Source organism: Puia sp. P3 (assembly GCF_050632245.1).
Taxonomy (GTDB): Bacteria; Bacteroidota; Bacteroidia; order Chitinophagales; family Chitinophagaceae; genus Puia.
In genome coordinates, this window is the sequence record NZ_CP192583.1 from 1,636,084 (window position 1) to 1,655,624 (window position 19,541).

Genomic DNA, 19,541 nt, shown 5'->3' on the forward strand with positions numbered 1-19,541 from the left:
TTCCTTCGAGAAGTTTGTCGTTGGTGGCGACGCCGGGGGTGACCATTTCGGTGACTCCTCTTTTTACGATGCCTTTGACGGATTTGGGGTCTTCGAGCTGGTCACAGACCGCCACGCGGTGTCCTGCTTTGACGAGTTTGTGCAGATAGGTGTCCAGGGCGTGGTGCGGGAATCCGGCCAGTTCGGAGGAGGAGGCGGCTCCGTTGTTCCGTTTGGTGAGCGTGATACCGAGTACCCTCGAAGTGACGATGGCGTCTTCGCCGAAGGTTTCATAAAAGTCGCCTACACGAAATAGCAGGATGGCGTCGGGGTACTTTTGTTTGATTGCCCGATGCTGTTGCATGAGGGGGGTATCTGCGCTGCTTTTTGACATGAGGGACAAAAATAAGCAAGGGGTGACAAACAAAAAAGCCGGCTCCCTGCGGGAACCGGCTTTGTCGAAGGATGGTTGATATGTTGTGGACAGTTAGTTGTTTAGAAGGCGCCGCGACCGGCCGGGCGGGGTTCGGGCAGGGGTTTGCGGGGGAGTTTTTCGTCGCGCTGGGCTGTATTGTAGACGAATGCCGCGACGATGGTGGCGATCTGTTTCAGGTCGTCTTCGCGCAGGTGGTTGTACGAGTCCATATTGGTGTGGTGTGTGCGGGTGCTGTATTCGATCTCGTCCTGGATGAACTGGAAGCCGGGAAGGCCTACGGCGTCGAAGGACTGGTGGTCGGTACCGCCGGTGTTGCTGACGTTGACGGTGGTGGCGCCGAGGTCATGGAAGGGTTCCAGCCATTTGGTAAAGATGGGGCGGCAGGCTTCGTTGCCTTGCAGATAGATGCCGCGGACCTTGCCGGTGCCGTTGTCGATGTTGAAGTAGCCTGCGAATTTACCGTGTTCGGGCAGCAGCTGCATATTGGCGGGGTCGGCGAAGGTCTTTTTCACGTAGCCTCTGCTACCGAGGAGCCCTTCTTCTTCACCGCTCCACAGGGCGATGCGGATCGTCCGGCGGGGTTGTATGCCCAGGGTTTTGAGGATGCGGATGGCTTCCATCATGACGGCGCAGCCTGCGGCGTTGTCGGTGGCGCCGGTGGCGCTGTGCCAGGAGTCGAGGTGGCCGCCGAGCATGACTATTTCGTCTTTTAATTTTTTGTCGGCGCCTTTGATCTCCGCGATGACGTTATAGCCTTTGGTATCGTCGGTGAGGAATTTTGTTTTTACGTCGGCATCGATACTAACGGGGATGCCTGCTCTCAGGAGCCGGACGATGGTCATATAGTCTTCGAAAGATGTTACGATGTCGAGGAAGTTTTCGGGAGCAGAGGGCTGGTAGGAGCCGCCTCCCTGGACGAATATGGTCCCGTCGTGACCGCGGGGCGACTCGCTGAGTATAGCGACTGCGCCTTCCTGTTGGGCAAAGGATTTCAGGGCGTTCTGAAAGGCAAGGGCTCCGCGGTTGAACTGTGCGCGGCGACGGCGCATTTCTGCGGTGTCGACGGGGCGCATGGGGAGTTTGGCCATCGAGTCGAGCTGCTGGTCGGTCCAGCGGTAGGCGTCGGGAGTAAAGCTTTGCTGGTAGACTGCGTCGAGGTCGGGGATGAGGATCTTACCCGCCAGTTTGCCCTTGTACTGGTCGAGGGCGGCGGAGTCTTTGGCGGTGATGAGCATGACGGACGCGGATTTGGGTCCGCTGGTTCCCGCGCACCAGGCCTTGGGGCAGGCGATCAGTGGCTTGTAGTAGGGGGCGGTCATGGCTACATAGGACTTTTGCAGGTCCCAGCTCTTGCCGAATTCTCCCCGGGGTCGAGCGTGGAACCTGTCAGGCCCCATTGTGTCAGTTGTTGTTTGGCGTAGTTGGCGGCCCTGAAAAAGCCGGGGGAGGAGGTGAGGCGGTTGCCGCTGGCGTCGGTCAGGTGAAAGGCGATGTCCATTACCTGCGAGTGCTGCAGGCCTTCCAGGCGGATCTTTTCGATCGTGGCCAGATCGACTTTTTCTTCCTGGGCGCTGAGGTGGATGGACAGGACGAGGAGTCCTGTGAAGGTCAATAGTTTTCTCATGAGCGATTTATTGTTTGTGGGTTTAAGGTAAGGGTTTGGGGGACGAAACGGGAAAAAAGGCGGCGGGAATGTACGGACGGTCATATCTTTACACATGCGCAAATTGGGGATGGATGAGTTAAACCGAAAATCGGTGAATGAATTCCGGGAGTCTGAAAAGACTCCGGTGGTCGTGGTACTGGACAATATCCGCAGCATGCACAATGTCGGCAGCGTCTTTCGTACGGCGGATGCTTTTCTGCTCAGGGGAATCTACCTTTGCGGATATACGCCGCAGCCGCCGCACCGGGATATTCACAAGACGGCCCTTGGCGCGACGGAAACGGTCGACTGGCGCTATTTTGCGACGACGGCGGAGGCGGTCAGGTCGCTGAAGGAGGATGGTTATGCTGTATTTGCTATAGAGCAAACGGTAGGAAGTGTACCTTTGCAGGAATTTTCTGCGGGTTTTAGTGGCCCGCTCGCCGTGGTCCTGGGAAATGAGGTGGATGGGGTTGGTGAGGAGGCGCTGGGCCTGTGTGACGGGAGCGTGGAGATCCCGCAGTGGGGGATGAAGCATTCGTTGAATATTTCGATAGCGGCGGGGATTGTGTTGTGGGAGTTGGTGCGGGCGCGCTTTAAATAAAAAAATATGAGTACTGTAAAGAATTATCTGAGTCTGATCAAGTTTTCGCATACGATTTTTGCGATGCCGTTTGCGATGATCGGGTTTTTCCTGGGGGTGAAGTATGTGAACGACGTTGCGCCTCTGACGCTGGAGCAGGTGCTTGTCCGGTTTGCGCTGGTCATTGGATGTATGGTCTTTGCCCGCAGCGCGGCCATGGCTTTCAACCGCTGGCTGGACGTGAAGTTCGACGCGCTGAATCCGCGTACGGCTATCCGTGAGATACCGAAGGGCATCATTTCGAAGAACAGCGCCTTAAGATTTGTGATCTTTAACTGTGCGGCCTTCGTGGTATGTACCTGGTTCATCAATCCGCTGTGTTTTGCGCTGTCTTTTGTCGCGCTGGCGGTGGTGCTCGGGTACAGCTATACGAAGCGGTTCACGCCGCTGTGCCATCTGGTGCTGGGGCTTGGGCTTTCGCTGGCGCCAATTGGTGCGTATCTGGCGGTTACCGGTCATTTTGCGCTGTTACCCATCCTTTTCTCGCTGACTGTCATCTTCTGGGTCAGCGGTTTTGATATTATATATTCCCTGCAGGACGAGGAGTTCGACAAATCCCAGAACCTTTATTCGATGCCTTCGTGGCTGGGTAAGGTTAGGGCGCTGCGGGTGTCCGAGATATTGCACGGTCTGAGTACGGCTGCTGTGCTGGCGGCGGGTATCCATGGCGGGTTTGGCATTTTATACTGGATCGGGGTAGCCATTTTTGTATCGATGCTGGTCTATCAGCACCGGCTGGTGAAGCCGAATGACCTGAGCCGGGTAAACCTGGCCTTCATGACTGCGAATGGAATCGCCAGTGTAGTATTCTCCGTTTTTGTGATCTCCGGGCTTTTTGTGCGATAGATGCGCATGTTTTAAAATAATGCGTATATTTGTTCCCTGAATGAAGGAAAGACTAAATCTTACCATTGACGGCTCGCTGCTGGAGGCGATGAAGGCCTATGCTGCCGGTAAGGGGATGAGTGTCTCCGAGCTGGTGGAGAGTTATTTCCGGCAGGTGACGAGGCCGGTGGAGCGGCAGAATATATTGGACATGGTGGATCGCCTGGAGTGCCCGCCGGAAGGTGAGATAGCAGGAAAGGCTGTTGCAGGCGGGGAGGGGAAATATGGCATTTAGAGTTTTTTAGACGCCGGTATCCTGCTCGACTTTACGCTGAAGCGGTCTGATTTCACCGCGGCCCGTCAGTTGATGGAGTGGGCGGTGAAGGGGCGGGTTCAGGCCTATATTACGCCGGCGGTGGTACAGGTGATCGGCCAGCGGCTGGCGGCGGCCTACGGAGCTGAGCGGGCGAAGGAATTGTTGCTGGCGCTGCTCGCAGAGGTGCAGGTCATCGATACCGGGCATGAGATCGCGGTCAATGCGCTGCATTCGAAGGTGGACAATACAGAGGACGCCTTATCCTACTATACGGCGCTGCACCACAAGCTGGATTATTTTATCACCCGAAACACAGACCTGTCCAGGGCGGCCATCCCGGTGTTGCCGGTATGTACGCCGGAAGAGTTCATAAAACATAACAGTTAGACAGTTTATGGCCAGGATACTCGCGATCGATTATGGATTGAAGCGTACGGGGTTGGCGGTTACCGATCCCCTGCAGATCATAGCAACAGGTCTGACGACCGTGGAGTCGCCGAAGCTGATCCAGTTCTTAAAGGACTATTTCAGGACGGAGACGGTTGAGCTGATGCTGATCGGGGAGCCGAAGAACTGGGATGACACCGATACCCATGCCACGCCGCTGGTCAGGGAGATCATAAAGAAGTTGCAGAAGGAATTCCCGTCGATCCCGCTGAAACCGGTGGACGAACGATATACGTCGAAAATGGCGTCGAGGGCGATGATCGATATGGGCCTGAAGAAGAAGCAGCGGCAGAATAAGGCGCTGATCGATGAGATCGCCGCCACAATTTTACTACAGGAATATTTGAGCAGAGTTAACCAATAATTATAACACCATGATTTTACCAATCGTCGCGTATGGTACCCCTATTCTTCGTGCTGTGAGCAAAGACATTACTCCTGACTATCCGAATCTGGCCAAACTGATCGCGGATATGTGGGAGACGATGTATTCCAGCAAGTGGTGTGGGGCTGGCGGCGCCGCAGATCAATCGGGATATCCGGCTTTTTGTGGTGGATTCGGAGCAGATATTTGCGAACCAGGAGGAAGATGAAAAGGGCAAATACCCCGATGGCCCCGGTATCAGGCAGGTGTTTATCAATGCCCATATTGTAGAGATGCACGGCGACGAGTGGGCTTATAATGAGGGTTGTCTGAGCATTCCGAAGATCAGGGAAGACGTCTATCGCAGCGAGGAAGTGACGCTGGAATGGGTGGACGAGAATTTCGAACCCCATACGCAGACCTTTAATGGCATTTCCGCCCGCATTATACTGCACGAATACGATCATATCGAAGGAAAACTGTTCATCGACTACCTGAAGCCGTTAAAGCGAAAATTGCTGAAAGGGAAACTGGATGATATTTCCAGGGGTAAGATCAGCGTTGATTATAAGATGATGTTTCCGCGTTAATCCGCGAATTGCACGGAGTAGATCATGGGCAGGTAGTTGTTGAGTGTCTGCCAGTTCTCTCCCGGTCGGGAGAGAAGAACAGATTTCCCGTGGTGGTGCCGAAGACCAGTGCATCGCCGGAGACGGCCATTGCGTGGCGATAGACGATGTCGAAGCAGTTCTCCTGCGGCAGTCCTTTCCGGTATTCATTCCATGTTTTTCCTCCGTCGTCTGTACGGCAGATGCATAGCGCGCCTTTGATGGCCGTGCGGACCATATCGCTGTCGGCGGGTGCGACCCAGGCCTGATCGGGGTCGTCGTCTGCTACGGCGATCGCGAAGCCGAATCGGGCGGGGCCTTCGGGCTGGCTTACGTCGAGCCAGGTATTTCCGCTGTCTGTCGAACGGAAGATGCCGCAAGTGGTTTTGTTGCCAGAGGATATCGGGGTTGGTGGGCGCGGCTACCAGGATATGCGGGTCGTGGCCGATATTGGTATCCGGATCGGGCAGGAATTCGGCTTTCAGGCCGTTGTTGCGGACCTGCCAGCTGTTGCCTGCGTCCGTGCTCTCAAATACGCCGGCGCAGCTGATGCCGATATGAATGTGATCGGCATTCCTTGGGTCGACGACAATGGAGTGTATGCCGGGCTGGTCGCGGCCTCCGCCCATCCAATTTGTCTTTCGGGAAGGGTGACGCCAGAGGGATTCAACGAGACGGAAGTTGTCTCCGCCGTCGTCGCTAACGAATAGTCCGCCTGGGTCGGTGCCGAGCCACAGTTTCGAGAGATGTCGCGTCCCGCCGTGTGCCATCGACCAGATATAGCGGGTAGCTGCCGGCACGCCGTCTTTTACTTCTTCTCCTTCGGGATAGGCGGGGAGGGAACTTCTGTCCAGCTGGCGCCTCGGTCGGTGGAGCGGTGTAGTTTCACTCCCCAGTGGCCGTGGTCGAGGCAGGCCCACCAGGTGCCGTCGCGGGGATCGGCGTAGGCGATGGAGACGGGTTGTCCTTCGAAGGAGAGGTTTTCGACCTGCCAGCGACCGTTAAGACTACGGTAGGCGATCAGCCCTTTGCGGGTGCCGAGGAGAATGGTTTGCTTCATATGGTGTATCGTTTAGCTGGTATGCGTCGTTTAACAGTGATGCGTCGCCTAGCCCCCCGATAAGGCCTGCATGATGTAGATCTCGCCGGTCTCGGGGAATGGATCGGTGAGCGATGCCCGGTCCTTTATGATCGTGCCGTCGATAAAAATGTTGACGTGCTGGCGGAGCTTGCCCTGTTCGTCGAGCAGGTAGCTTTTGACGCCGGGGTAGGCCTGGTCCATTTCGTTCAGGACCTCTTTTAGTGTCCTGCCGTTGGCCGGGGTGTCCCGCAGGGTGGGGAAGAACCGACGTAGCGCGTATGTAAATTTTACCGTTGGCATATTACCTGGCGATTACGCGAGTCTGTTGGCGATATAGTTGCGCCATTTGGCGATGACTTCCCGCATATCGGCGGGGAGCTCGCTTTCGAACAGCATGTCTTTCCCGGTCGCGGGGTGGACGAAGCCGATCGTCTTGGCGTGCAGCGCATGCCGGGGGCAGACGGCGAAGCAGTTGTCGACAAATTGCCGGTATTTGCTAAAGACCGTACCCTTCACAATCTTGTCTCCGCCGTAGGTGTCGTCGTTGAACAGGGGATGTCCGATATGCTGCATGTGCACGCGGATCTGGTGGGTACGGCCTGTTTCGAGGACGCACTGTACGAGGGTGACGTATCCGAACCTTTCCAGTACTTTATAGTGGGTGATCGCCTCTTTTCCGTGGTCGCCTTCGGGATAGGCGTCGAAGAGCTTGCGAAAACGCTGGTGGCGTCCCACATGCGCCACGATGGTGCCCGAGTCCTCGACGAGGTCGCCCCATACGAGGGCCATGTACTGGCGCTTGACGGTGTGGTCGAAGAATTGTTTGGCCAGGCTTCGGACCGCCTTTTCCGTCTTGGCGAGCACCATCAGTCCGCTGGTATTCTTGTCAATACGGTGGACGAGGCCCCAGCGGGGAAGGTCCTGTTCGCTGAGCTCTTTGTTTTTTTGCAGGAGGTACCATGCGACGCCGTTGATCAGGGTGCCGGAGTAGTTGCCGCTGGCGGGGTGGACGACGAGTCCGGGGGGCTTGTTGATGATCATCACGTCGTCGTCCTCGTACTCGATATTCAGGGGGAGCTCCTCGGGGATGATCTCTTCGCCGTGTGCTTCCTTGTCGGAGTACATGACGATCTCGTCGAGGGGTCTGATCTTATAGTTGGGCTGGACCTGCTTGTTGTTGACGAGCACCATGCCGGCTTCAAGCGCTTTTTGGATCTTGTTGCGGGAGGCGTTCTCGATGCGCTGGACCAGGAACTTGTCGATGCGCAGGGGTTCCTGACCTTTGTCCACTTTCAGGCTAAGTCTTTCATATAGCTCATCGGACCCGTCCGTCAACGGGCTTTCGTCCAACTCTTTCTCCTGATCGGGTGTGTTGCGCATATTTTTTGGGTTTACAGTAGGCGGGAACGGACCCGGTTTTGCGCAAAGGTACTAAATCGTACCTTTATGGGTCGCTTATGCAAAAAGTCGTTTATAAAGACCTTGGCCGGACCGAGTATCAGGCGGCCTGGGATTATCAGGAAAGCCTTTTACAGGAGAATGTACGCGCCAAGACGGTTGCGCGCCAGCGGGCCGCGGAAATGACGGGGGACGCCCTGGCTCCTGTGGATATTGCCGCTGAAACTACTCATTACCTTTTATTTGTGGAGCATCCACCCGTCTATACGCTGGGTAAGAGCGGGCATATGGAGAATGTGCTGATCGGGGCCGGGCAGATGGAGGAGAGGGGGTGCAATTCTTCCGGACGAATCGTGGCGGGGATATCACCTTTCATGGACCGGGTCAGTTGGTGGGGTATCCTATTCTCGATCTGGAGCGTTTCTACACAGATATTGGACGGTATCTCCGGAACCTGGAAGAAGTAGGGATCCGGGTGCTGGCCGATTATGGTATTGTTGGGGGCCGTTCCGCCGGTGCAACGGGGGTATGGATCGGTCCCGACGGGAAGGGGAAGGCGCGGAAGATATGTGCGATCGGTGTCCGGTGCAGCAGGTGGGTGACGATGCATGGATTTGCTTTTAATGTCAGTACGGATCTGTCCTGGTTTGGGGATATTATTCCGTGCGGCATTGCCGATAAGGAAGCTACTTCGCTGGAAAAGGAGTTGGGTAGAAAGGTGGACTTTGAGGAGGTGAAGGAGAAGTGGAGGAGGTATTTTGCGGAGGTGTTTGAGGTGGAGTTGGTTAGAAGTCTTTCGGAATAAAAAGTTTGTTCTTTTCCTTGAGCTGGTCGCCGTCGTAGAGCTCGAACCGAAACCATCCGGAGTGCTGAAAATTGGTTTTATCGAGTATGAGCGAGGCGTCCCTGATCTCCGTCAGCTCGAAAAGGAGTTTGTTACTATCGTCATAGAATCTTACGGCATAGTGTCTTTGGGCCGCGCCCGGCAGAGAGACGTGAATGTTCCCTTGCTTTCCCGTAAAGACATATTGGGAAACTCTGTATTCTTCCTTTGGAATATAGGGCTTGATCCGGAGTGTATCGCCGTCGACGAACAACAGCGTATCTTTTGTTTTTTTCAGCAATGAATCGCGGAAGGCCTGTATACGGCTGGTGCCGGTGAAGCTGGCCGATGAGGCTGTCGCCCTTTCGGACGAATACCGTATTCGACAGTTCGACCGAGGGCATGGTGTGAATCGCCGTGGGGCTTTTCACGCGGGCTTTTTCTTTGTCTGCCGGGTCGACATAGAGGATGCGGGTGCCGGCCATTTTTGCGAGGGTGAAGTCCTCCTCCTCTGCTTTTTCGTTCTGGGCGGCGGAAGCCTTTCCTTCGGTGGAAACGACGCCTTCGTTAGTTGCGCCGGGCCGGTGAGACGGTGTGAAAAGGTATTTGCCGTTGTCGAGCACGATGAAAAGACGATAGTAAAAATTGGGGTGCGGCGCCTTGTTGTCTGTGATGCCGTTGGCGGGAAGTGTTGGGTCGGGAACGGTCAGCAGCGTCGCAAAATTCTTAAGGCTGTCGGTCGAACGCTGGATGCTGATCTGTGTGACGACGGGATATTTATTATGCCAGCTGATCAGGATCTTGCCGGGGCCTCTGGCTATGGCTGAAAAGTGCGGGAGAGTATCCTGCGCGGGGAGAAGGGTGGTTAGGAGTACGCCGGTTAGCAAAAGGCCGATCATTTTGACCATAGACGGGAGGCTGATAGTTGTGTACCCAAAACTACCAAAATCCGGGCCTAAAAATCCAACTGGCCGGTGGAAAGGGACCGATTGCCCTGTAATCCGCCGCTGTGGACGACTAATATGTGCGAATGTGGCGGGTACAGATCGCGGCTGATGCTGTCATCGAGTGCGTAGAATAGTTTGCCGGTATAGACAATATCGGAGGGTATGCCGGTTTCGTGATAGAACCGATTCATAAAATCCAGTAGTTGCCGCGGATGACGGGCGTATCCGCCGAAATGATAGTCGGACATGAACTGCGTGCGCTGCAGCATCTCGGAAGTGAGATACTTTTCTCCATCGATGTCCTTTGGCGAATGCATTCCTTTTAAAACAGGGATTCCGATGACTTGCTGACCGGGACTAGTTGCGCGGACGAGACCCAAAAAGTTGTGCCTGTACCGACGGCGCAGAGAATATGGGTATACGATTTGCTATCGATGCCCCGGAGAATTTCCGCTGCCGCGGATGCCGGCTTCACCGCCGCCACCTTCCGGAATTATATACGCGCCGGGGTATTGGTCGTTGAGTTGTTGTAAGAAAGCGGGCTGGTCTTTCCGGCTATAGGCTTCGCGGGAGATGTAGGACAGCGACATGCCGTAAGCGGCGGCGTCTGTTAGCGTAGCGGAAAGGGTTGCCGGTTGTTCGCCGCGAATGACGCCGACGGCTGCGAGTCCCAGCTGTTGTGCTGCAAAAGCTGTAGCGACGAGGTGATTTGACCAGGCGCCTCCAAAAGTGAGGATCGGGGTGCCCGGGGTGAGCATGGCATTGTGAAGATGGCCCTTTAGCTTGAACCATTTGTTACCGGACACAACGGGATGAAGCTGGTCCAGGCGAAGCACGTCGACGTGGAGATCGCGGTCTGTATATTGCTTTTTTCTCAATTGTTCGATAACCGATGGATAATTCACCACTAATTTTTATTTTCGTGTCCTAAAAATTCAAATTTAAAATTTAAATAATGCAACCAACCCTTTTGATTTTAGCAGCCGGCATGGCGTCGCGGTATGGCAGTATGAAACAGATTCAGAGTTTTGGACCCAGCGGAGAGACGATCATGGACTATAGTATTTATGATGCCATTCGCGCGGGCTTTACAAAGGTAGTGTTCATTATCCGGAAGGATTTTGCCGAAGACTTCAAAAATATCTTCGAGCCGAAGCTGAAAGGAAAGTGGCGCTCGATTATGTATATCAGGACCTGCATTCTTTTACCGGTGACTATAAGGTGCCTGCCGAACGTACCAAGCTCCTGGGGTACGGCACATGCTGTACTTTGTGCGAAAGATGCGATAAAGGAGCCGTTTGCCGTAATCAACGCGGATGACTATTATGGTCGTGACGCTTTTGAAAAGGCCTATGCTTTTTGACCAAAGATGTGAATCCTTCGACACAGTCGATCATCGGTTATGAGCTGGCCAAGACGCTTTCCGACAATGGAACGGTGAGCAGGGGGTATGTCAGGTCGATGCCAATGGCAATCTGGTCTCGATCGCCGAGCGGACGAAGATCTACCAGGACGGTGATAAGATCACGTACGAAGAGGACGATAAAAAATTCGAGGTGCCTTTGATTCGAAGGTATCGATGAACTTCTGGGGTTTTGACGCCTCTATCTTTCCCTATCTCGAGAAGCTGTTCGGTGATTTTTTGAAGGAGCAGGGCTCCAATCCAAAGGCGGAGTTCTTTATCCCGATAATCGGCGATAAATATATTCAGGAGAAGAAGGGGAATATCAAGGTGATCCCTACGTCGGCCAGCTGGTTTGGAGTAACGTATAAAGAGGACGCGCCGGGCGTACAGGCGAGTCTGAATGCGCTGATCGCGAAAGGGGAGTATCCCTCGAATTTGTGGAAATAGTTGACTGTTCTGCGCTGCCGCGCGGAGTAAATAAAAAGGCCCGTCAGAGACGGGCCTTTTTTAATTGCTTTTTACGATGAAGATGCAGTCTTCTATCCGCCGGATCTGCTGTTTGCGGTCGAGACCTTTTATCGAGGACGTCTGCGGCAGGTGCAGGTGGCTGAGGGTGCTATCCGACTTTAACAGGATGCTGTCGGATTTCATCGAGTCAATGGCGCGGTAGATGTTTTTTGAGCGAATGGCGAAGACCACTCCCTGGGCGCCCTGCTGGCTGGAGTTGACGATGCCGATGACTTCGCCGTCGTTATTCAGAACGGGGGTTCCGCTGTTGCCAGGATTAGCGGAGATGGCTATCTGGCAGGCGAGGGTATCGCCCTGGAAACCTGTCTTGGCGCTCATATAGCCCTTGTTGTAGACGATCTCATCCCTTGGATAGCCGAGGGTGAACAATTCCTCGCCCAGGTCGGACCCGGACTTATTGATGCCATAAGGAAGGGTATTCCAGGTGCGGAAGGAAGTGTCTTCGATCTTGAGCAGGGCCGGGTCGGCCTGACGGTCGAGGTGGATGATCCGGGCATTGAATGTGCCCAGGTTATTCTGGACTTCGACCAGGGTCGAATTCTTTACGACGTGGGCGTTGGTGACCGGGTAGCCTTTCCCGTCAACCAGGAAGCCTGTGCCACCGGAAGTGAACGGGGTAGTGGCCTGCGCGGAAGCTGAGTTGATCTTATTGGTAAGGTTGTTCAGCCGGGCGTCTGTTGTCTGGAGGCGGCGGTCGAGTAGTTCGACGTGCTCTCTGCTGACTTTGGGGGATAGGGCTGTGACCAGGCCGCTGATTCCCAGGGCGGTGATACCGGCGATGGAGGCGGCTACGCCAACTACCCGTTTGTATTTATTCCACAGCGTCACGACTTTGACGGGGCGGGATTTTTCGATCGCGCCTTCGCGGGTCAGCTGTTGGTGGACCTCATTCAGCTGGGATTTGAGTTTGTCGATCTCTCCGTATTGGGTGAATTGGTCCAGAAATAAGGAATGTTCGACCACGAGCTGGTCGACGTCCGGGTTGGTGGCCCGGATATGCTCGAAGAACAGCTTCTCCTCGGGGAGCATTTCTCCGCGGAGGTAGCGTTCGACTGCATCTAACAGGGCGGTGTCTTTCATCTTTCGCACTTATTTTTTGTACTGACTAAATATTTTCTTCAGGCGCATCAGGCATTTGTACTTCTGGTTCTTGGCGTTGTCCGAGTTGGTGTATCCAAAATCGGCTGCTATTTCGATCATATTCTTCTTTTCCAGTGTAATAGGCCTTCAGGAGGCTTCTGCAGGGTTCCCCAAGGTTATTGAGGGACTGCTCCATTACCAGGAAGTCCTGGTTGCGCTGTTCGTGTCTTTCGAGCTCGTCTTCTACAGGCACTATTGCCTCAAGGCTGTCTACTTCGGCAGAGTATCGCTGGAGCTGGCTGAGTCGTTTGAGCCAGAAGCCTGCGGCACACCGAATAAAGGTAGGTCTTTAGCTGACAGTTGAGTTCAAAGGTTCCGGATCTGACCTTTTCGTAGAGTACGATCATGGCCTCCTGAAAGATGTCTCTTGCATCGTCGGGATAGCCGCTGTTATTAAGAATCAAGGATAAAACCATGTTATAATGTTGTTTATAAATGGTTTCGATGGCCTTTCTGTCGTTTTGTGCCAGTCCTTCGAGCAATTTTTGTTCGGATATCTCTGTCCTCACGCGTTAAGCAATATTTAATACCCAAATTAATGATTCGTAACCCAAACGGAGGACAAAAAACAAAAAAAGCTTGCGGGCCGGTTGGTTTTAGCTCTTTATACATTAAATTAATAAATATATAAAAATCATTGATTTTGCCGGGTTACTTTTTTATTCCTCTAAGTATTAATCCTCCGAAACCATTCAATTAACGCAAAAAACAATCTCAAATGAAAAAGTTCCTGTTCGTATTAGCTATCGGTGCATTTGCAGCATGTAATAACAGCGGTGGCGCTGAAGCTCCCAAAGATTCTACTGTTGTTAAGGATTCTGTAACCAAGATGTCTACGGATACCACTAAGATGTCTACTGACACCACTAAGATGGCTGCCGACACCACTAAGAAAGATACTACGACCAAGAAATAAGTTTTTTGCGTCGGTATAGATAAAGGCCCCGTTTCGGGGCCTTTGTTTTTTATGGGGTTTTGGGTTGGTTTTTTGGGATGGTTTTTTGGATTGGCGCGGTTCACGGGGCGTGGCTGTGGTGGATGGTTCACGGGTAGCGGCGCGGTTCCCGGGTGTCGGCGCGGTTCACGGGTGTCGGCGCGGTTCCCGGGTATCGGCGCGGTTCACGGGTGTCGGCGGCTGTAGCGTTTAGGTGAGGGATGGTCAGCTTTTTGTCCGGGGATTGGTATTGGGCAGGAGGCCGGTGAGCAGACCGAGCAGGGGCAGGTATGCGCAGAGGTGGAATACGTGGTTGATGCTGGTCTGGTCGGCGAGTTTGCCGAGGACGGCGGCGCCGATGCCTCCCATACCGAAAGCCAGGCCAAAGAAGAGGCCGGAGATCAGCCCCACTTTTCCAGGGAGCAGTTCCTGCGCGTAGACCAGGATGGCGGAAAAGGCGGAGGCGAGGATGATCCCGATGAATACGGACAGGACGCATGTCCAGAAGAGGTTCGCATAGGGAAGCATGAGGGTAAACGGAGCTACTCCGAGGATCGAGAACCAGATAACGTATTTACGACCGAAGCGGTCGCCGATGGGGCCGCCGATGAGGGTGCCCGCGGCGACGGAGAACAGGAAGACGAACAGCAGCATCTGCGCGTTCTGAACGGAAACATGGAATTTATCGATCAGGTAGAACATATAATAGCTGCTCATGGAAGCCATATAAAAGTATTTGGAGAAGATAAGGACGAGCAGGACGCTCAGTGCGAGGACGATGCGTCGGGTGGGCAGGGCGTCTTCGTGTTGGTCCGGCGCCGACGAGGCGCCTTTTTTGGACCGGGCCGGCAGGTTTTTCTTATACCATGCGCCGGCCTGCAGTAGGACGGCGATAGCCAGCAGGGCGAAGCATCCAAACCACATGATGCGGGATTGACCGTAGGACGCGATGATATGGGCCGCCAGCAGCGGTCCGAGGGAAGCACCTGCGTTGCCGCCCAGTTGGAAAAGAGATTAGGCCAGACTCCTCCGTCCGCCGGAAGCCAGATAGGCCAGTGCGGGAGGCTTCGGGGTGGAAGATCGATGAACCGATGCCGACCAGGGCTACCGCGACCAGCACCAGCGGGAAACTGGCTGCCTGGGAAAGGAGAATGAGACCTGCCAGGGTGAAGCACATACCGGCGGCGAGGGACCAGGGCTGTGGCTTTTTATCGGTGTACAAGCCGACGAATGGCTGGAGCAGGGAGGCCGTGAGCTGGAAGCAGAATGTGATCAGGCCGAGTTGGCCGAAGTCGAGGTGCAGGGAGTTTTTCAGCAGGGGATAGGTGGAGGGGATAAGGGACTGCATCGTATCGTTGAGCAGGTGTGCGAAGCTGATTGCCACCAGGATGGAGAAGACGGTTTTTTGCGTGGTGGTGGTGACGGAGGTTGCTGAGGTCGTGGACGTTGACATGGTTCTAAAAGTTTTGTTTATCTGATCATCTGATGTTTAATAGTTGTATCGATGCGGACCCCGGGATGTTCACGGGTAGGGCGTGTGATGCAGGGTCGGATGGTTCACAGGTAGAACCTGTGATGCAGGTTCGGATGGTTCACGGGTAAGACGTTTGGTCCCTGATCGTTGCTCAGACCGGTCCGGTGATCTTTGCTGCGTAGAGCCAGGCTTTTTTGGGGTCCTGGTCGATGATGCTTTGGAGCAGGGCTTCGTGAAGTGACTGGGTGCGGAGAAAGGTTTCAGGGGTAAGGTGGATTTCGTGAAAATAACGGCTTACCTGTGCGGCGAAGCTGCGGTACAGGTCGGCGAGTATGTCGTTGCCGGAGGCGACGGCGATGGCGATGTGAAAACAGATATCGGCGTCGATGGTAGCTGCAATGTCGCCCGCGCGGGCCCAGGCGGCGCGTTTTTCGAGCAGGGTCGTCATTTTGGAGATGTCTTTCTTTGAACGGTTGACGGCTGCTTTTTCGGCGATCTTTAGTTCGAGGAGCTGTCTTACTTCTTCGAGGTCGGCGGTGTCGGCGCGGCGGAGACGTTGCTGCAAGTGGTTCGGTAATGCCTTTCTGGGACTGGACGATGGTACCGGAGCCCTGGCGGACGCTTAGCAGGCCAGTGTTGGAGAGGATGCGGATCGCTTCGCGGATGGTGGAGCGGCCGACGCCGAATTGGGACATCAGCTCGGGTTCGGACGGGAGTTTGTCGCCGGGCTGGTAGACGCCGAGGGACAGCTGTTGCTGAAGTTTGCTGACGACGGCGTCGGCGAGGGACTGACGCTGGATCGGGATTGATTTTTTCGTCATATAATCATATCATCTGATGACTTCAAAGGTAGGACAAATTGGGAAATTGGGAAATATTTTTGGGGATGAGGTGAATTATTGTGGGAAGGGTGGATAGGACAGTAGGGTGAGGAAGATGGCGGAAATGGGGGTCTCGCCTTTGGAGAGTTGTTCGTAGATGCGGCGGATCTCGTGGACGGGTTCGTATTTGTGGACGTAGGCGTCGATGCCGGTCTCGGTCATCTTTTGGGCGATGAGGGGGTCGTAGATGCTGGTGTAGACCATGATCAGCGGCAGGCCGAAGCGTTTACGGAGGGCGGAGACTGCCATCCGGAGGTTGTTCGTATCGCTCTCCTGCAGCGAGCCGATGATGACGAGGTCGAAGTGGTGTTGTCCCAGGCTCTGGCCGAGAGGGTGGTGTAAATATTTTCGGACCAGGAAACGTGGACGGATGGATTGATCTTTTGGAATACTTCCTGGAAGGCAAGCGGGATCAGGGGGAGGTCGTCGATAACAAGAATCCTGTCCAGCGACCTGGATATTGGTGTGGTTGCAGAGGGCATGGACAAATATATAAAATATATTAGCGCATATATATCACCGTTTGATACTTTTTTCGGTGGATACAGATATCGCGTAGCAGGTGACGAACAGGGTGGGCGGGGGACGAAGGCCCGGTGAAGCAGGGGCGCTCCGGGGGCAAAAATTATCCGATATTTGCCCTTCATCCAATAACTTCTTACATGCGCATAGCAATCAATGGGATGGGACGTATAGGCAGGCTGATGACCCGAAGGCTGTTCGGGATGGACGGGGTTGAGCTGGTAGCGGTCAACGACATCATGGAGCCCGACAACCTGGCTTATCTTTTAAAGTATGATTCGGTGTATGGTACCCTGCCGTTCCCGGTGGTTTATTCGGATGGACAACTGACCGTGCAGGACCATAAGATCCGTGTTTTTCGGGAGGAGAGCCCTTCCCGTCTGCCCTGGAAGGAATTGGGGATCGATATCGTGCTGGAATGCTCGGGACGGTTTTCCAGCAGTCAGGGGGCGGAGTTGCACCGGCAGGCGGGGGCTTCCAAAGTCCTGTTGTCGACGACGGGCAGCCTGGATGTACCGCTGCTGATCTATGGATTTAACCAACAGGTACTGACTGCCGATAGCGCGATCGTCTCTCCGGGCGGGTGCATGACGAATTGTTCGACGCATATCCTCTATCTGCTGAACCAGACAGGGATCGAATCCGCCCAGGTAAATATCCTCCACTCGTATACTTCGAGACAGGAGCTCGTGGATGCGCCGCACAAACAATTCCGCAGGGGAGAGCCGCCGCAGAGTCCATCATTCCTGTCGAGATCGACCTGGGTGGTTCGCTGGAACGACTATTGCCTGCACTGAAGGGCAGGATCGGAGCGGTCTCGACGCGGGTGCCCGTCGCCAATGGGGCAATGGCGGATTTTACGGTGCAGCTGAAAGCGGAGATCACTGCGGCTGATGTCAATGAGCTGTTCCGAAATGCGGCGAAACAGGAGTATAAAGGCATTCTTGACTATACAGAAGAGCCGCTGGTGTCGCTGGACATAAAGGGGGACACGCACAGCTGTGTGATCGACGGTACGCTGACGTCTGTCGTGGGCAGGCAGGTAAAGGTCATCGCCTGGTTCGACAACGAATATGGGTATACCAGCCGGATGATCGACTGGCTTTTTTACTGGAAGAAATTTTTATAATATGAATAGTTCACTTTCGGGCAAGGTTGCCCTGGTCACCGGCGGCAGCAAGGGTATCGGCGCCGCGGCGGCGCTGTCTCTGTCGGAAGCGCGCGCCCTGGTGGCTATCTGTTCGCGTAATGAAGAAGAGCTGCGGCAGATGGCGCTGGAAATAGAGTCGAAGACGAGTCACCGTGTTCTGGCCGTCAGGGCGGATGTGAGCGTGCAGGCCGATGTCGATCGCCTTGTCGACGAGGTGCAGTCCGCCCTCGGCGGGATCGATATCCTGGTCAATAATGCCGGGGTTGTCGGCGAGGTCGGGCCATTCGAGGAGATCCCGACCAGCATATATTCCGAGACATACGAGGTGAACGTGGTTTCGATGGTTCGGATGGTCAAGGCCGTTCTGCCGGTGATGAAGGCAAAGAAATGGGGCAGGATCATAAATATTTCTTCGGAGAATGGGTTACAACCCGACCCCGATATGACACCTTACAATCTGACGAAGGCGGCCATCATCAATCTCAGCAAGAGTCTGTCCAGGACGCTGGGGCAGTATAATATTCTGGTCAATACCGTTAGCCCGGCCTTTATCTATACGCCGCTGGTGGAGGACATGATAAAGGGGATCGCGGCGCGGCAGGGCAGCACGGTGGAGGAAGCAATGCAGCGATTCCTGGCGGAGAAGAGACCGAATATCGAGCTGAAACGGGTGGGACGCATCGATGAGGTGGGGGCTGCAGTCGCTTTTCTGGCTTCCGAGCAGGCCTCCTTTATCACGGGCACTAATCTGCGCGTTGACGGAGGATCGGTGGCTTCCATCTAAAAAAATAAAAACTGACTATGACCCGTCTATCCCGCCGACTCCCATCCGTAGACGCTTTCAGGGCGATCACCATGTTGCTGATGATCTTTGTCAATGACCTCATACTCGATCTGAAGGTGCCGGCCTGGCTGGAGCATGCGGAGGAGGGCCAGGACAGGCTGGGGTTGGCAGATACAGTTTTTCCGGCGTTTCTTTTTATCGTCGGCCTTTCCATTCCATTGGCTATCCGGCACGGCCATGAAAAGGGTATGACCCGGCTGGATACCCTGAAGCATATCCTGCGTCGTAGTGTGGCCCTGCTGGTGATGGGCATTTATCAGGTCAACTATGAAGAGTATACGACCGGCCCTGCCCTGCTGTCGAGGTGGTGGTGGATCCTGCTGGTCACTATCGCCTTCTTTTTCGTCTGGCTGGTCTATCCGGCTGACTGGTCCCGCGGGCGCAAGTGGTTGTTCAGGGGGATCGGCGTGGCAGGACTGGTGGTGCTTGCAGTAGTTTATAAGGGCGGGTCGGCCGAACATACGGTATGGATGAAGACGCACTGGTATGGGATACTGGGGCTGATCGGCTGGGTCTATCTTGTCTGCGCGCTCCTTTATTTGCTGATCGGCGAGCGGAAGGGGGCACTGTTCCTGTGTTTTTTTCTGTTCCTTGGGATTTCGATCGGGTGGAATGACGGGATGGTCAAATCGTTTTATCACGGACCTACGTACTGGTGGCTTGACAGCGGCGGGCTTTGCGCCTTCGCCATGGCGGGAATCATGGCATCGGTCTATTACAGGAGGGCGGCGGCCACCGGCGGTTCGAAGGCCCTGCAGCAGTTGTTCAGGCTATTGCTCGTGGCGCCGGTATTGCTGGCGGCCGGGTTTCTGCTACGCCCTATCGGGGGCATCGCAAAGCTGGGGGTGACCCCATCGTGGATATTGATCTGTACGGCTATCAGCATTGTCGGCATGGTCCTGCTGGCGGTAATTGTCGACCTCAGGGAGAGTGAAAACTGGTATCGCCTGATCAAACCGGCAGGCACGATCACACTGACCTGTTATCTACTGCCTTATGTTCATTTTGCGCTATTTCATATCGTTGGCTACCAGCTCGCCGGACGCGTTGCGAACGGGCTGGATCGGGGTAGGCAAGTCTTTTCTTTTCGCTTTTGTGATCGTCCTGCTGACGGGCATACTGGAGAAGAAAAGATCCGGCTGTCGGTCTAG

At 54.7% G+C, this 19,541-nt stretch carries 31 protein-coding genes and 4 pseudogenes; 17 read left to right on the plus strand and 18 right to left on the minus strand.

All coding sequences use genetic code 11. The features are described from left to right. Nucleotides 1–76: 76 nt before the first annotated feature. From ACQ86N_RS09780 to ACQ86N_RS09790, 3 genes and pseudogenes are all read right to left on the minus strand, one after another. Nucleotides 77–373, minus strand: a pseudogene (locus ACQ86N_RS09780) (DNA mismatch repair protein MutS); the annotation flags it as partial. 101 nt (nucleotides 374–474) lie between these two features. After that, nucleotides 475–1,812 carry a M28 family metallopeptidase gene (locus tag ACQ86N_RS09785; RefSeq protein ID WP_431214995.1) on the minus strand — a complete coding sequence of 446 codons (1,338 nt, stop codon included), beginning with the start codon at nucleotides 1,810–1,812 and terminating at the stop codon, nucleotides 475–477. Beyond that, nucleotides 1,737–2,039 carry a hypothetical protein gene (locus ACQ86N_RS09790; protein ID WP_431214996.1) on the minus strand — a complete coding sequence of 101 codons (303 nt, stop codon included), beginning with the start codon at nucleotides 2,037–2,039 and terminating at the stop codon, nucleotides 1,737–1,739. Before ACQ86N_RS09790 ends, ACQ86N_RS09785 begins: the two co-directional genes overlap by 76 nt. 109 nt (nucleotides 2,040–2,148) lie before the next feature. On the opposite strand from ACQ86N_RS09790, the gene ACQ86N_RS09795 reads away from it, so the two are divergent. From ACQ86N_RS09795 to def, 6 genes and pseudogenes are all read left to right on the plus strand, one after another. Beyond that, nucleotides 2,149–2,664: an RNA methyltransferase gene (locus ACQ86N_RS09795; RefSeq protein ID WP_431214997.1), complete on the plus strand. Its 516-nt coding sequence runs from the start codon at nucleotides 2,149–2,151 to the stop codon at nucleotides 2,662–2,664. Nucleotides 2,665–2,670: 6 nt separating this feature from the next. Next, nucleotides 2,671–3,549 (plus strand): UbiA-like polyprenyltransferase, encoded by an 879-nt coding sequence (locus ACQ86N_RS09800; protein ID WP_431214998.1) that lies wholly within the window; start codon nucleotides 2,671–2,673, stop codon nucleotides 3,547–3,549. 40 nt (nucleotides 3,550–3,589) lie between these two features. Then, a complete protein-coding gene (locus ACQ86N_RS09805; protein WP_431214999.1) occupies nucleotides 3,590–3,823 on the plus strand; it encodes a DUF6364 family protein in 234 nt (77 codons plus the stop codon). Nucleotides 3,824–3,838: 15 nt separating this feature from the next. Continuing rightward, nucleotides 3,839–4,231: pseudogene (locus ACQ86N_RS09810) on the plus strand (type II toxin-antitoxin system VapC family toxin); the annotation flags it as partial. A 7-nt stretch (nucleotides 4,232–4,238) separates the two neighbouring features. Further along, the gene (ruvX, locus tag ACQ86N_RS09815) at nucleotides 4,239–4,655 is read left to right on the plus strand and encodes a Holliday junction resolvase RuvX (protein WP_431215000.1); all 417 of its coding nucleotides are present in this window, start codon (nucleotides 4,239–4,241) and stop codon (nucleotides 4,653–4,655) included. Between the two features lie 10 nt (nucleotides 4,656–4,665). Further along, a pseudogene (gene def, locus ACQ86N_RS09820) lies at nucleotides 4,666–5,245 on the plus strand (peptide deformylase). 22 nt (nucleotides 5,246–5,267) lie between these two features. On the opposite strand, the gene ACQ86N_RS09825 reads toward def, so the two are convergent. Beyond that, nucleotides 5,268–5,501 (minus strand): hypothetical protein, encoded by a 234-nt coding sequence (locus tag ACQ86N_RS09825; protein WP_431215001.1) that lies wholly within the window; start codon nucleotides 5,499–5,501, stop codon nucleotides 5,268–5,270. A gap of 133 nt (nucleotides 5,502–5,634) precedes the next feature. Between ACQ86N_RS09825 and ACQ86N_RS09830 the strand changes: the two genes are divergently transcribed. Next, entirely contained in the window at nucleotides 5,635–5,973 is a 339-nt protein-coding gene (locus ACQ86N_RS09830) for a hypothetical protein (protein ID WP_431215002.1), read from the plus strand. Between the two features lie 98 nt (nucleotides 5,974–6,071). On the opposite strand, the gene ACQ86N_RS09835 is transcribed toward ACQ86N_RS09830, so the two are convergent. From ACQ86N_RS09835 to ACQ86N_RS09845, 3 genes are read right to left on the minus strand one after another with little or no spacing between them, the layout of a single operon-like run. Beyond that, a complete protein-coding gene (locus ACQ86N_RS09835; protein WP_431215003.1) occupies nucleotides 6,072–6,323 on the minus strand; it encodes a hypothetical protein in 252 nt (83 codons plus the stop codon). A 48-nt stretch (nucleotides 6,324–6,371) separates the two neighbouring features. Beyond that, on the minus strand, nucleotides 6,372–6,644 hold the full coding sequence (locus tag ACQ86N_RS09840; RefSeq protein ID WP_431215004.1) for a MoaD/ThiS family protein: 273 nt from the start codon (nucleotides 6,642–6,644) through the stop codon (nucleotides 6,372–6,374). A 12-nt stretch (nucleotides 6,645–6,656) separates the two neighbouring features. After that, the gene (locus tag ACQ86N_RS09845) at nucleotides 6,657–7,724 is read right to left on the minus strand and encodes an RluA family pseudouridine synthase (protein ID WP_431215005.1); all 1,068 of its coding nucleotides are present in this window, start codon (nucleotides 7,722–7,724) and stop codon (nucleotides 6,657–6,659) included. A 77-nt stretch (nucleotides 7,725–7,801) separates the two neighbouring features. On the opposite strand from ACQ86N_RS09845, the gene ACQ86N_RS09850 reads away from it, so the two are divergent. Next, entirely contained in the window at nucleotides 7,802–8,209 is a 408-nt protein-coding gene (locus tag ACQ86N_RS09850; protein ID WP_431215006.1) for a hypothetical protein, read from the plus strand. Then, nucleotides 8,107–8,547, plus strand: a complete 441-nt coding sequence (gene lipB, locus ACQ86N_RS09855; protein ID WP_431217341.1) for a lipoyl(octanoyl) transferase LipB — start codon at nucleotides 8,107–8,109, stop codon at nucleotides 8,545–8,547. Before ACQ86N_RS09850 ends, lipB begins: the two co-directional genes overlap by 103 nt. A 140-nt stretch (nucleotides 8,548–8,687) precedes the next feature. Here the strand turns inward: lipB and ACQ86N_RS09860 are convergent, their stop codons facing one another. The 3 genes from ACQ86N_RS09860 to ACQ86N_RS09870 all read right to left on the minus strand — a co-directional run bounded on the left by ACQ86N_RS09860 (nucleotide 8,688) and on the right by ACQ86N_RS09870 (nucleotide 10,420). Then, entirely contained in the window at nucleotides 8,688–9,473 is a 786-nt protein-coding gene (locus ACQ86N_RS09860) for a hypothetical protein (RefSeq protein ID WP_431215007.1), read from the minus strand. Nucleotides 9,474–9,520: 47 nt separating this feature from the next. Continuing rightward, on the minus strand, nucleotides 9,521–9,829 hold the full coding sequence (locus tag ACQ86N_RS09865; protein WP_431215008.1) for a hypothetical protein: 309 nt from the start codon (nucleotides 9,827–9,829) through the stop codon (nucleotides 9,521–9,523). 111 nt (nucleotides 9,830–9,940) lie between these two features. Further along, a complete protein-coding gene (locus ACQ86N_RS09870) occupies nucleotides 9,941–10,420 on the minus strand; it encodes a hypothetical protein (protein ID WP_431215009.1) in 480 nt (159 codons plus the stop codon). A gap of 101 nt (nucleotides 10,421–10,521) precedes the next feature. Between ACQ86N_RS09870 and ACQ86N_RS09875 the strand changes: the two genes are divergently transcribed. Then, a complete protein-coding gene (locus ACQ86N_RS09875) occupies nucleotides 10,522–10,875 on the plus strand; it encodes a sugar phosphate nucleotidyltransferase (protein ID WP_431215010.1) in 354 nt (117 codons plus the stop codon). Between the two features lie 216 nt (nucleotides 10,876–11,091). Continuing rightward, nucleotides 11,092–11,364, plus strand: a complete 273-nt coding sequence (locus ACQ86N_RS09880) for a hypothetical protein (RefSeq protein WP_431215011.1) — start codon at nucleotides 11,092–11,094, stop codon at nucleotides 11,362–11,364. A 60-nt stretch (nucleotides 11,365–11,424) separates the two neighbouring features. Here ACQ86N_RS09880 and ACQ86N_RS09885 read toward each other — a convergent pair whose 3' ends face one another. Further along, nucleotides 11,425–12,525, minus strand: a complete 1,101-nt coding sequence (locus ACQ86N_RS09885) for a S1C family serine protease (protein WP_431215012.1) — start codon at nucleotides 12,523–12,525, stop codon at nucleotides 11,425–11,427. 55 nt (nucleotides 12,526–12,580) lie between these two features. Here ACQ86N_RS09885 and ACQ86N_RS09890 point away from each other — a divergent pair, with 55 nt between their 5' ends. Next, nucleotides 12,581–12,889: a hypothetical protein gene (locus ACQ86N_RS09890; RefSeq protein ID WP_431218068.1), complete on the plus strand. Its 309-nt coding sequence runs from the start codon at nucleotides 12,581–12,583 to the stop codon at nucleotides 12,887–12,889. Here the strand turns inward: ACQ86N_RS09890 and ACQ86N_RS09895 are convergent. Beyond that, the gene (locus tag ACQ86N_RS09895) at nucleotides 12,786–13,001 is read right to left on the minus strand and encodes an RNA polymerase sigma factor (protein ID WP_431215013.1); all 216 of its coding nucleotides are present in this window, start codon (nucleotides 12,999–13,001) and stop codon (nucleotides 12,786–12,788) included. The genes ACQ86N_RS09890 and ACQ86N_RS09895 overlap by 104 nt on opposite strands. Nucleotides 13,002–13,303: 302 nt before the next feature. Between ACQ86N_RS09895 and ACQ86N_RS09900 the strand changes: the two genes are divergently transcribed. Next, nucleotides 13,304–13,501 (plus strand): hypothetical protein, encoded by a 198-nt coding sequence (locus ACQ86N_RS09900; protein ID WP_431215014.1) that lies wholly within the window; start codon nucleotides 13,304–13,306, stop codon nucleotides 13,499–13,501. 243 nt (nucleotides 13,502–13,744) lie between these two features. On the opposite strand, the gene ACQ86N_RS09905 is transcribed toward ACQ86N_RS09900, so the two are convergent. The 6 genes and pseudogenes from ACQ86N_RS09905 to ACQ86N_RS09930 form a co-directional block, all read right to left on the minus strand. Further along, entirely contained in the window at nucleotides 13,745–14,443 is a 699-nt protein-coding gene (locus ACQ86N_RS09905; protein WP_431215015.1) for an MFS transporter, read from the minus strand. Next, complete coding sequence (locus ACQ86N_RS09910) at nucleotides 14,379–14,972, minus strand: MFS transporter (RefSeq protein ID WP_431215016.1); 594 nt, start codon at nucleotides 14,970–14,972, stop codon at nucleotides 14,379–14,381. The genes ACQ86N_RS09905 and ACQ86N_RS09910 overlap by 65 nt, the downstream gene beginning before the upstream one ends. 172 nt (nucleotides 14,973–15,144) lie before the next feature. Beyond that, the gene (locus tag ACQ86N_RS09915; protein ID WP_431215017.1) at nucleotides 15,145–15,558 is read right to left on the minus strand and encodes a FadR/GntR family transcriptional regulator; all 414 of its coding nucleotides are present in this window, start codon (nucleotides 15,556–15,558) and stop codon (nucleotides 15,145–15,147) included. Nucleotides 15,559–15,646: 88 nt separating this feature from the next. After that, a pseudogene (locus tag ACQ86N_RS09920) lies at nucleotides 15,647–15,814 on the minus strand (FadR/GntR family transcriptional regulator); the annotation flags it as partial. Between the two features lie 75 nt (nucleotides 15,815–15,889). Next, complete coding sequence (locus ACQ86N_RS09925; protein WP_431215018.1) at nucleotides 15,890–16,123, minus strand: hypothetical protein; 234 nt, start codon at nucleotides 16,121–16,123, stop codon at nucleotides 15,890–15,892. Beyond that, on the minus strand, nucleotides 16,081–16,356 hold the full coding sequence (locus ACQ86N_RS09930; RefSeq protein ID WP_431215019.1) for a hypothetical protein: 276 nt from the start codon (nucleotides 16,354–16,356) through the stop codon (nucleotides 16,081–16,083). The genes ACQ86N_RS09925 and ACQ86N_RS09930 overlap by 43 nt, the downstream gene beginning before the upstream one ends. 180 nt (nucleotides 16,357–16,536) lie before the next feature. Here ACQ86N_RS09930 and ACQ86N_RS09935 point away from each other — a divergent pair, with 180 nt between their 5' ends. The 4 genes from ACQ86N_RS09935 to ACQ86N_RS09950 are packed head-to-tail and all read left to right on the plus strand — an operon-like array spanning nucleotide 16,537 to nucleotide 19,541. Beyond that, the gene (locus ACQ86N_RS09935) at nucleotides 16,537–17,193 is read left to right on the plus strand and encodes a glyceraldehyde 3-phosphate dehydrogenase NAD-binding domain-containing protein (protein ID WP_431215020.1); all 657 of its coding nucleotides are present in this window, start codon (nucleotides 16,537–16,539) and stop codon (nucleotides 17,191–17,193) included. Beyond that, nucleotides 17,169–17,525: a hypothetical protein gene (locus tag ACQ86N_RS09940; RefSeq protein WP_431217342.1), complete on the plus strand. Its 357-nt coding sequence runs from the start codon at nucleotides 17,169–17,171 to the stop codon at nucleotides 17,523–17,525. The genes ACQ86N_RS09935 and ACQ86N_RS09940 overlap by 25 nt, the downstream gene beginning before the upstream one ends. A gap of 1 nt (nucleotide 17,526) precedes the next feature. Then, nucleotides 17,527–18,330: an SDR family NAD(P)-dependent oxidoreductase gene (locus tag ACQ86N_RS09945; protein WP_431215021.1), complete on the plus strand. Its 804-nt coding sequence runs from the start codon at nucleotides 17,527–17,529 to the stop codon at nucleotides 18,328–18,330. 17 nt (nucleotides 18,331–18,347) lie between these two features. Then, entirely contained in the window at nucleotides 18,348–19,541 is a 1,194-nt protein-coding gene (locus tag ACQ86N_RS09950; RefSeq protein ID WP_431215022.1) for a DUF5009 domain-containing protein, read from the plus strand.

Bases quoted from the DNA above. Each gene is read 5' to 3' on its own strand.
- ACQ86N_RS09795 (WP_431214997.1), top strand. From the start codon at position 2,149: ATGGATGAGTTAAACCGAAAATCGGTGAATGAATTCCGGGAGTCTGAA.
- ruvX (WP_431215000.1), top strand. From the start codon at position 4,239: ATGGCCAGGATACTCGCGATCGATTATGGATTGAAGCGTACGGGGTTG.
- ACQ86N_RS09925 (WP_431215018.1), bottom strand. From the start codon at position 16,123: ATGGCAGTCTCCGCCCTCCGTAAACGCTTCGGCCTGCCGCTGATCATG.
- ACQ86N_RS09835 (WP_431215003.1), bottom strand. From the start codon at position 6,323: ATGAAGCAAACCATTCTCCTCGGCACCCGCAAAGGGCTGATCGCCTAC.
- ACQ86N_RS09850 (WP_431215006.1), top strand. From the start codon at position 7,802: ATGCAAAAAGTCGTTTATAAAGACCTTGGCCGGACCGAGTATCAGGCG.
- ACQ86N_RS09825 (WP_431215001.1), bottom strand. From the start codon at position 5,501: ATGGTCCGCACGGCCATCAAAGGCGCGCTATGCATCTGCCGTACAGAC.
- ACQ86N_RS09895 (WP_431215013.1), bottom strand. From the start codon at position 13,001: ATGGTTTTATCCTTGATTCTTAATAACAGCGGCTATCCCGACGATGCA.
- ACQ86N_RS09935 (WP_431215020.1), top strand. From the start codon at position 16,537: ATGCGCATAGCAATCAATGGGATGGGACGTATAGGCAGGCTGATGACC.
- ACQ86N_RS09950 (WP_431215022.1), top strand. From the start codon at position 18,348: ATGACCCGTCTATCCCGCCGACTCCCATCCGTAGACGCTTTCAGGGCG.
- ACQ86N_RS09785 (WP_431214995.1), bottom strand. From the start codon at position 1,812: ATGGGGCCTGACAGGTTCCACGCTCGACCCCGGGGAGAATTCGGCAAG.
- ACQ86N_RS09790 (WP_431214996.1), bottom strand. From the start codon at position 2,039: ATGAGAAAACTATTGACCTTCACAGGACTCCTCGTCCTGTCCATCCAC.
- ACQ86N_RS09885 (WP_431215012.1), bottom strand. From the start codon at position 12,525: ATGAAAGACACCGCCCTGTTAGATGCAGTCGAACGCTACCTCCGCGGA.
- ACQ86N_RS09845 (WP_431215005.1), bottom strand. From the start codon at position 7,724: ATGCGCAACACACCCGATCAGGAGAAAGAGTTGGACGAAAGCCCGTTG.
- ACQ86N_RS09910 (WP_431215016.1), bottom strand. From the start codon at position 14,972: ATGTCAACGTCCACGACCTCAGCAACCTCCGTCACCACCACCACGCAA.
- ACQ86N_RS09800 (WP_431214998.1), top strand. From the start codon at position 2,671: ATGAGTACTGTAAAGAATTATCTGAGTCTGATCAAGTTTTCGCATACG.
- ACQ86N_RS09875 (WP_431215010.1), top strand. From the start codon at position 10,522: ATGAAACAGATTCAGAGTTTTGGACCCAGCGGAGAGACGATCATGGAC.
- ACQ86N_RS09830 (WP_431215002.1), top strand. From the start codon at position 5,635: ATGCCGCAAGTGGTTTTGTTGCCAGAGGATATCGGGGTTGGTGGGCGC.
- ACQ86N_RS09900 (WP_431215014.1), top strand. From the start codon at position 13,304: ATGAAAAAGTTCCTGTTCGTATTAGCTATCGGTGCATTTGCAGCATGT.
- ACQ86N_RS09840 (WP_431215004.1), bottom strand. From the start codon at position 6,644: ATGCCAACGGTAAAATTTACATACGCGCTACGTCGGTTCTTCCCCACC.
- ACQ86N_RS09865 (WP_431215008.1), bottom strand. From the start codon at position 9,829: ATGCATTCGCCAAAGGACATCGATGGAGAAAAGTATCTCACTTCCGAG.
- ACQ86N_RS09930 (WP_431215019.1), bottom strand. From the start codon at position 16,356: ATGCCCTCTGCAACCACACCAATATCCAGGTCGCTGGACAGGATTCTT.
- ACQ86N_RS09945 (WP_431215021.1), top strand. From the start codon at position 17,527: ATGAATAGTTCACTTTCGGGCAAGGTTGCCCTGGTCACCGGCGGCAGC.
- ACQ86N_RS09805 (WP_431214999.1), top strand. From the start codon at position 3,590: ATGAAGGAAAGACTAAATCTTACCATTGACGGCTCGCTGCTGGAGGCG.
- ACQ86N_RS09860 (WP_431215007.1), bottom strand. From the start codon at position 9,473: ATGGTCAAAATGATCGGCCTTTTGCTAACCGGCGTACTCCTAACCACC.
- ACQ86N_RS09905 (WP_431215015.1), bottom strand. From the start codon at position 14,443: ATGTGGTTTGGATGCTTCGCCCTGCTGGCTATCGCCGTCCTACTGCAG.
- ACQ86N_RS09880 (WP_431215011.1), top strand. From the start codon at position 11,092: ATGAACTTCTGGGGTTTTGACGCCTCTATCTTTCCCTATCTCGAGAAG.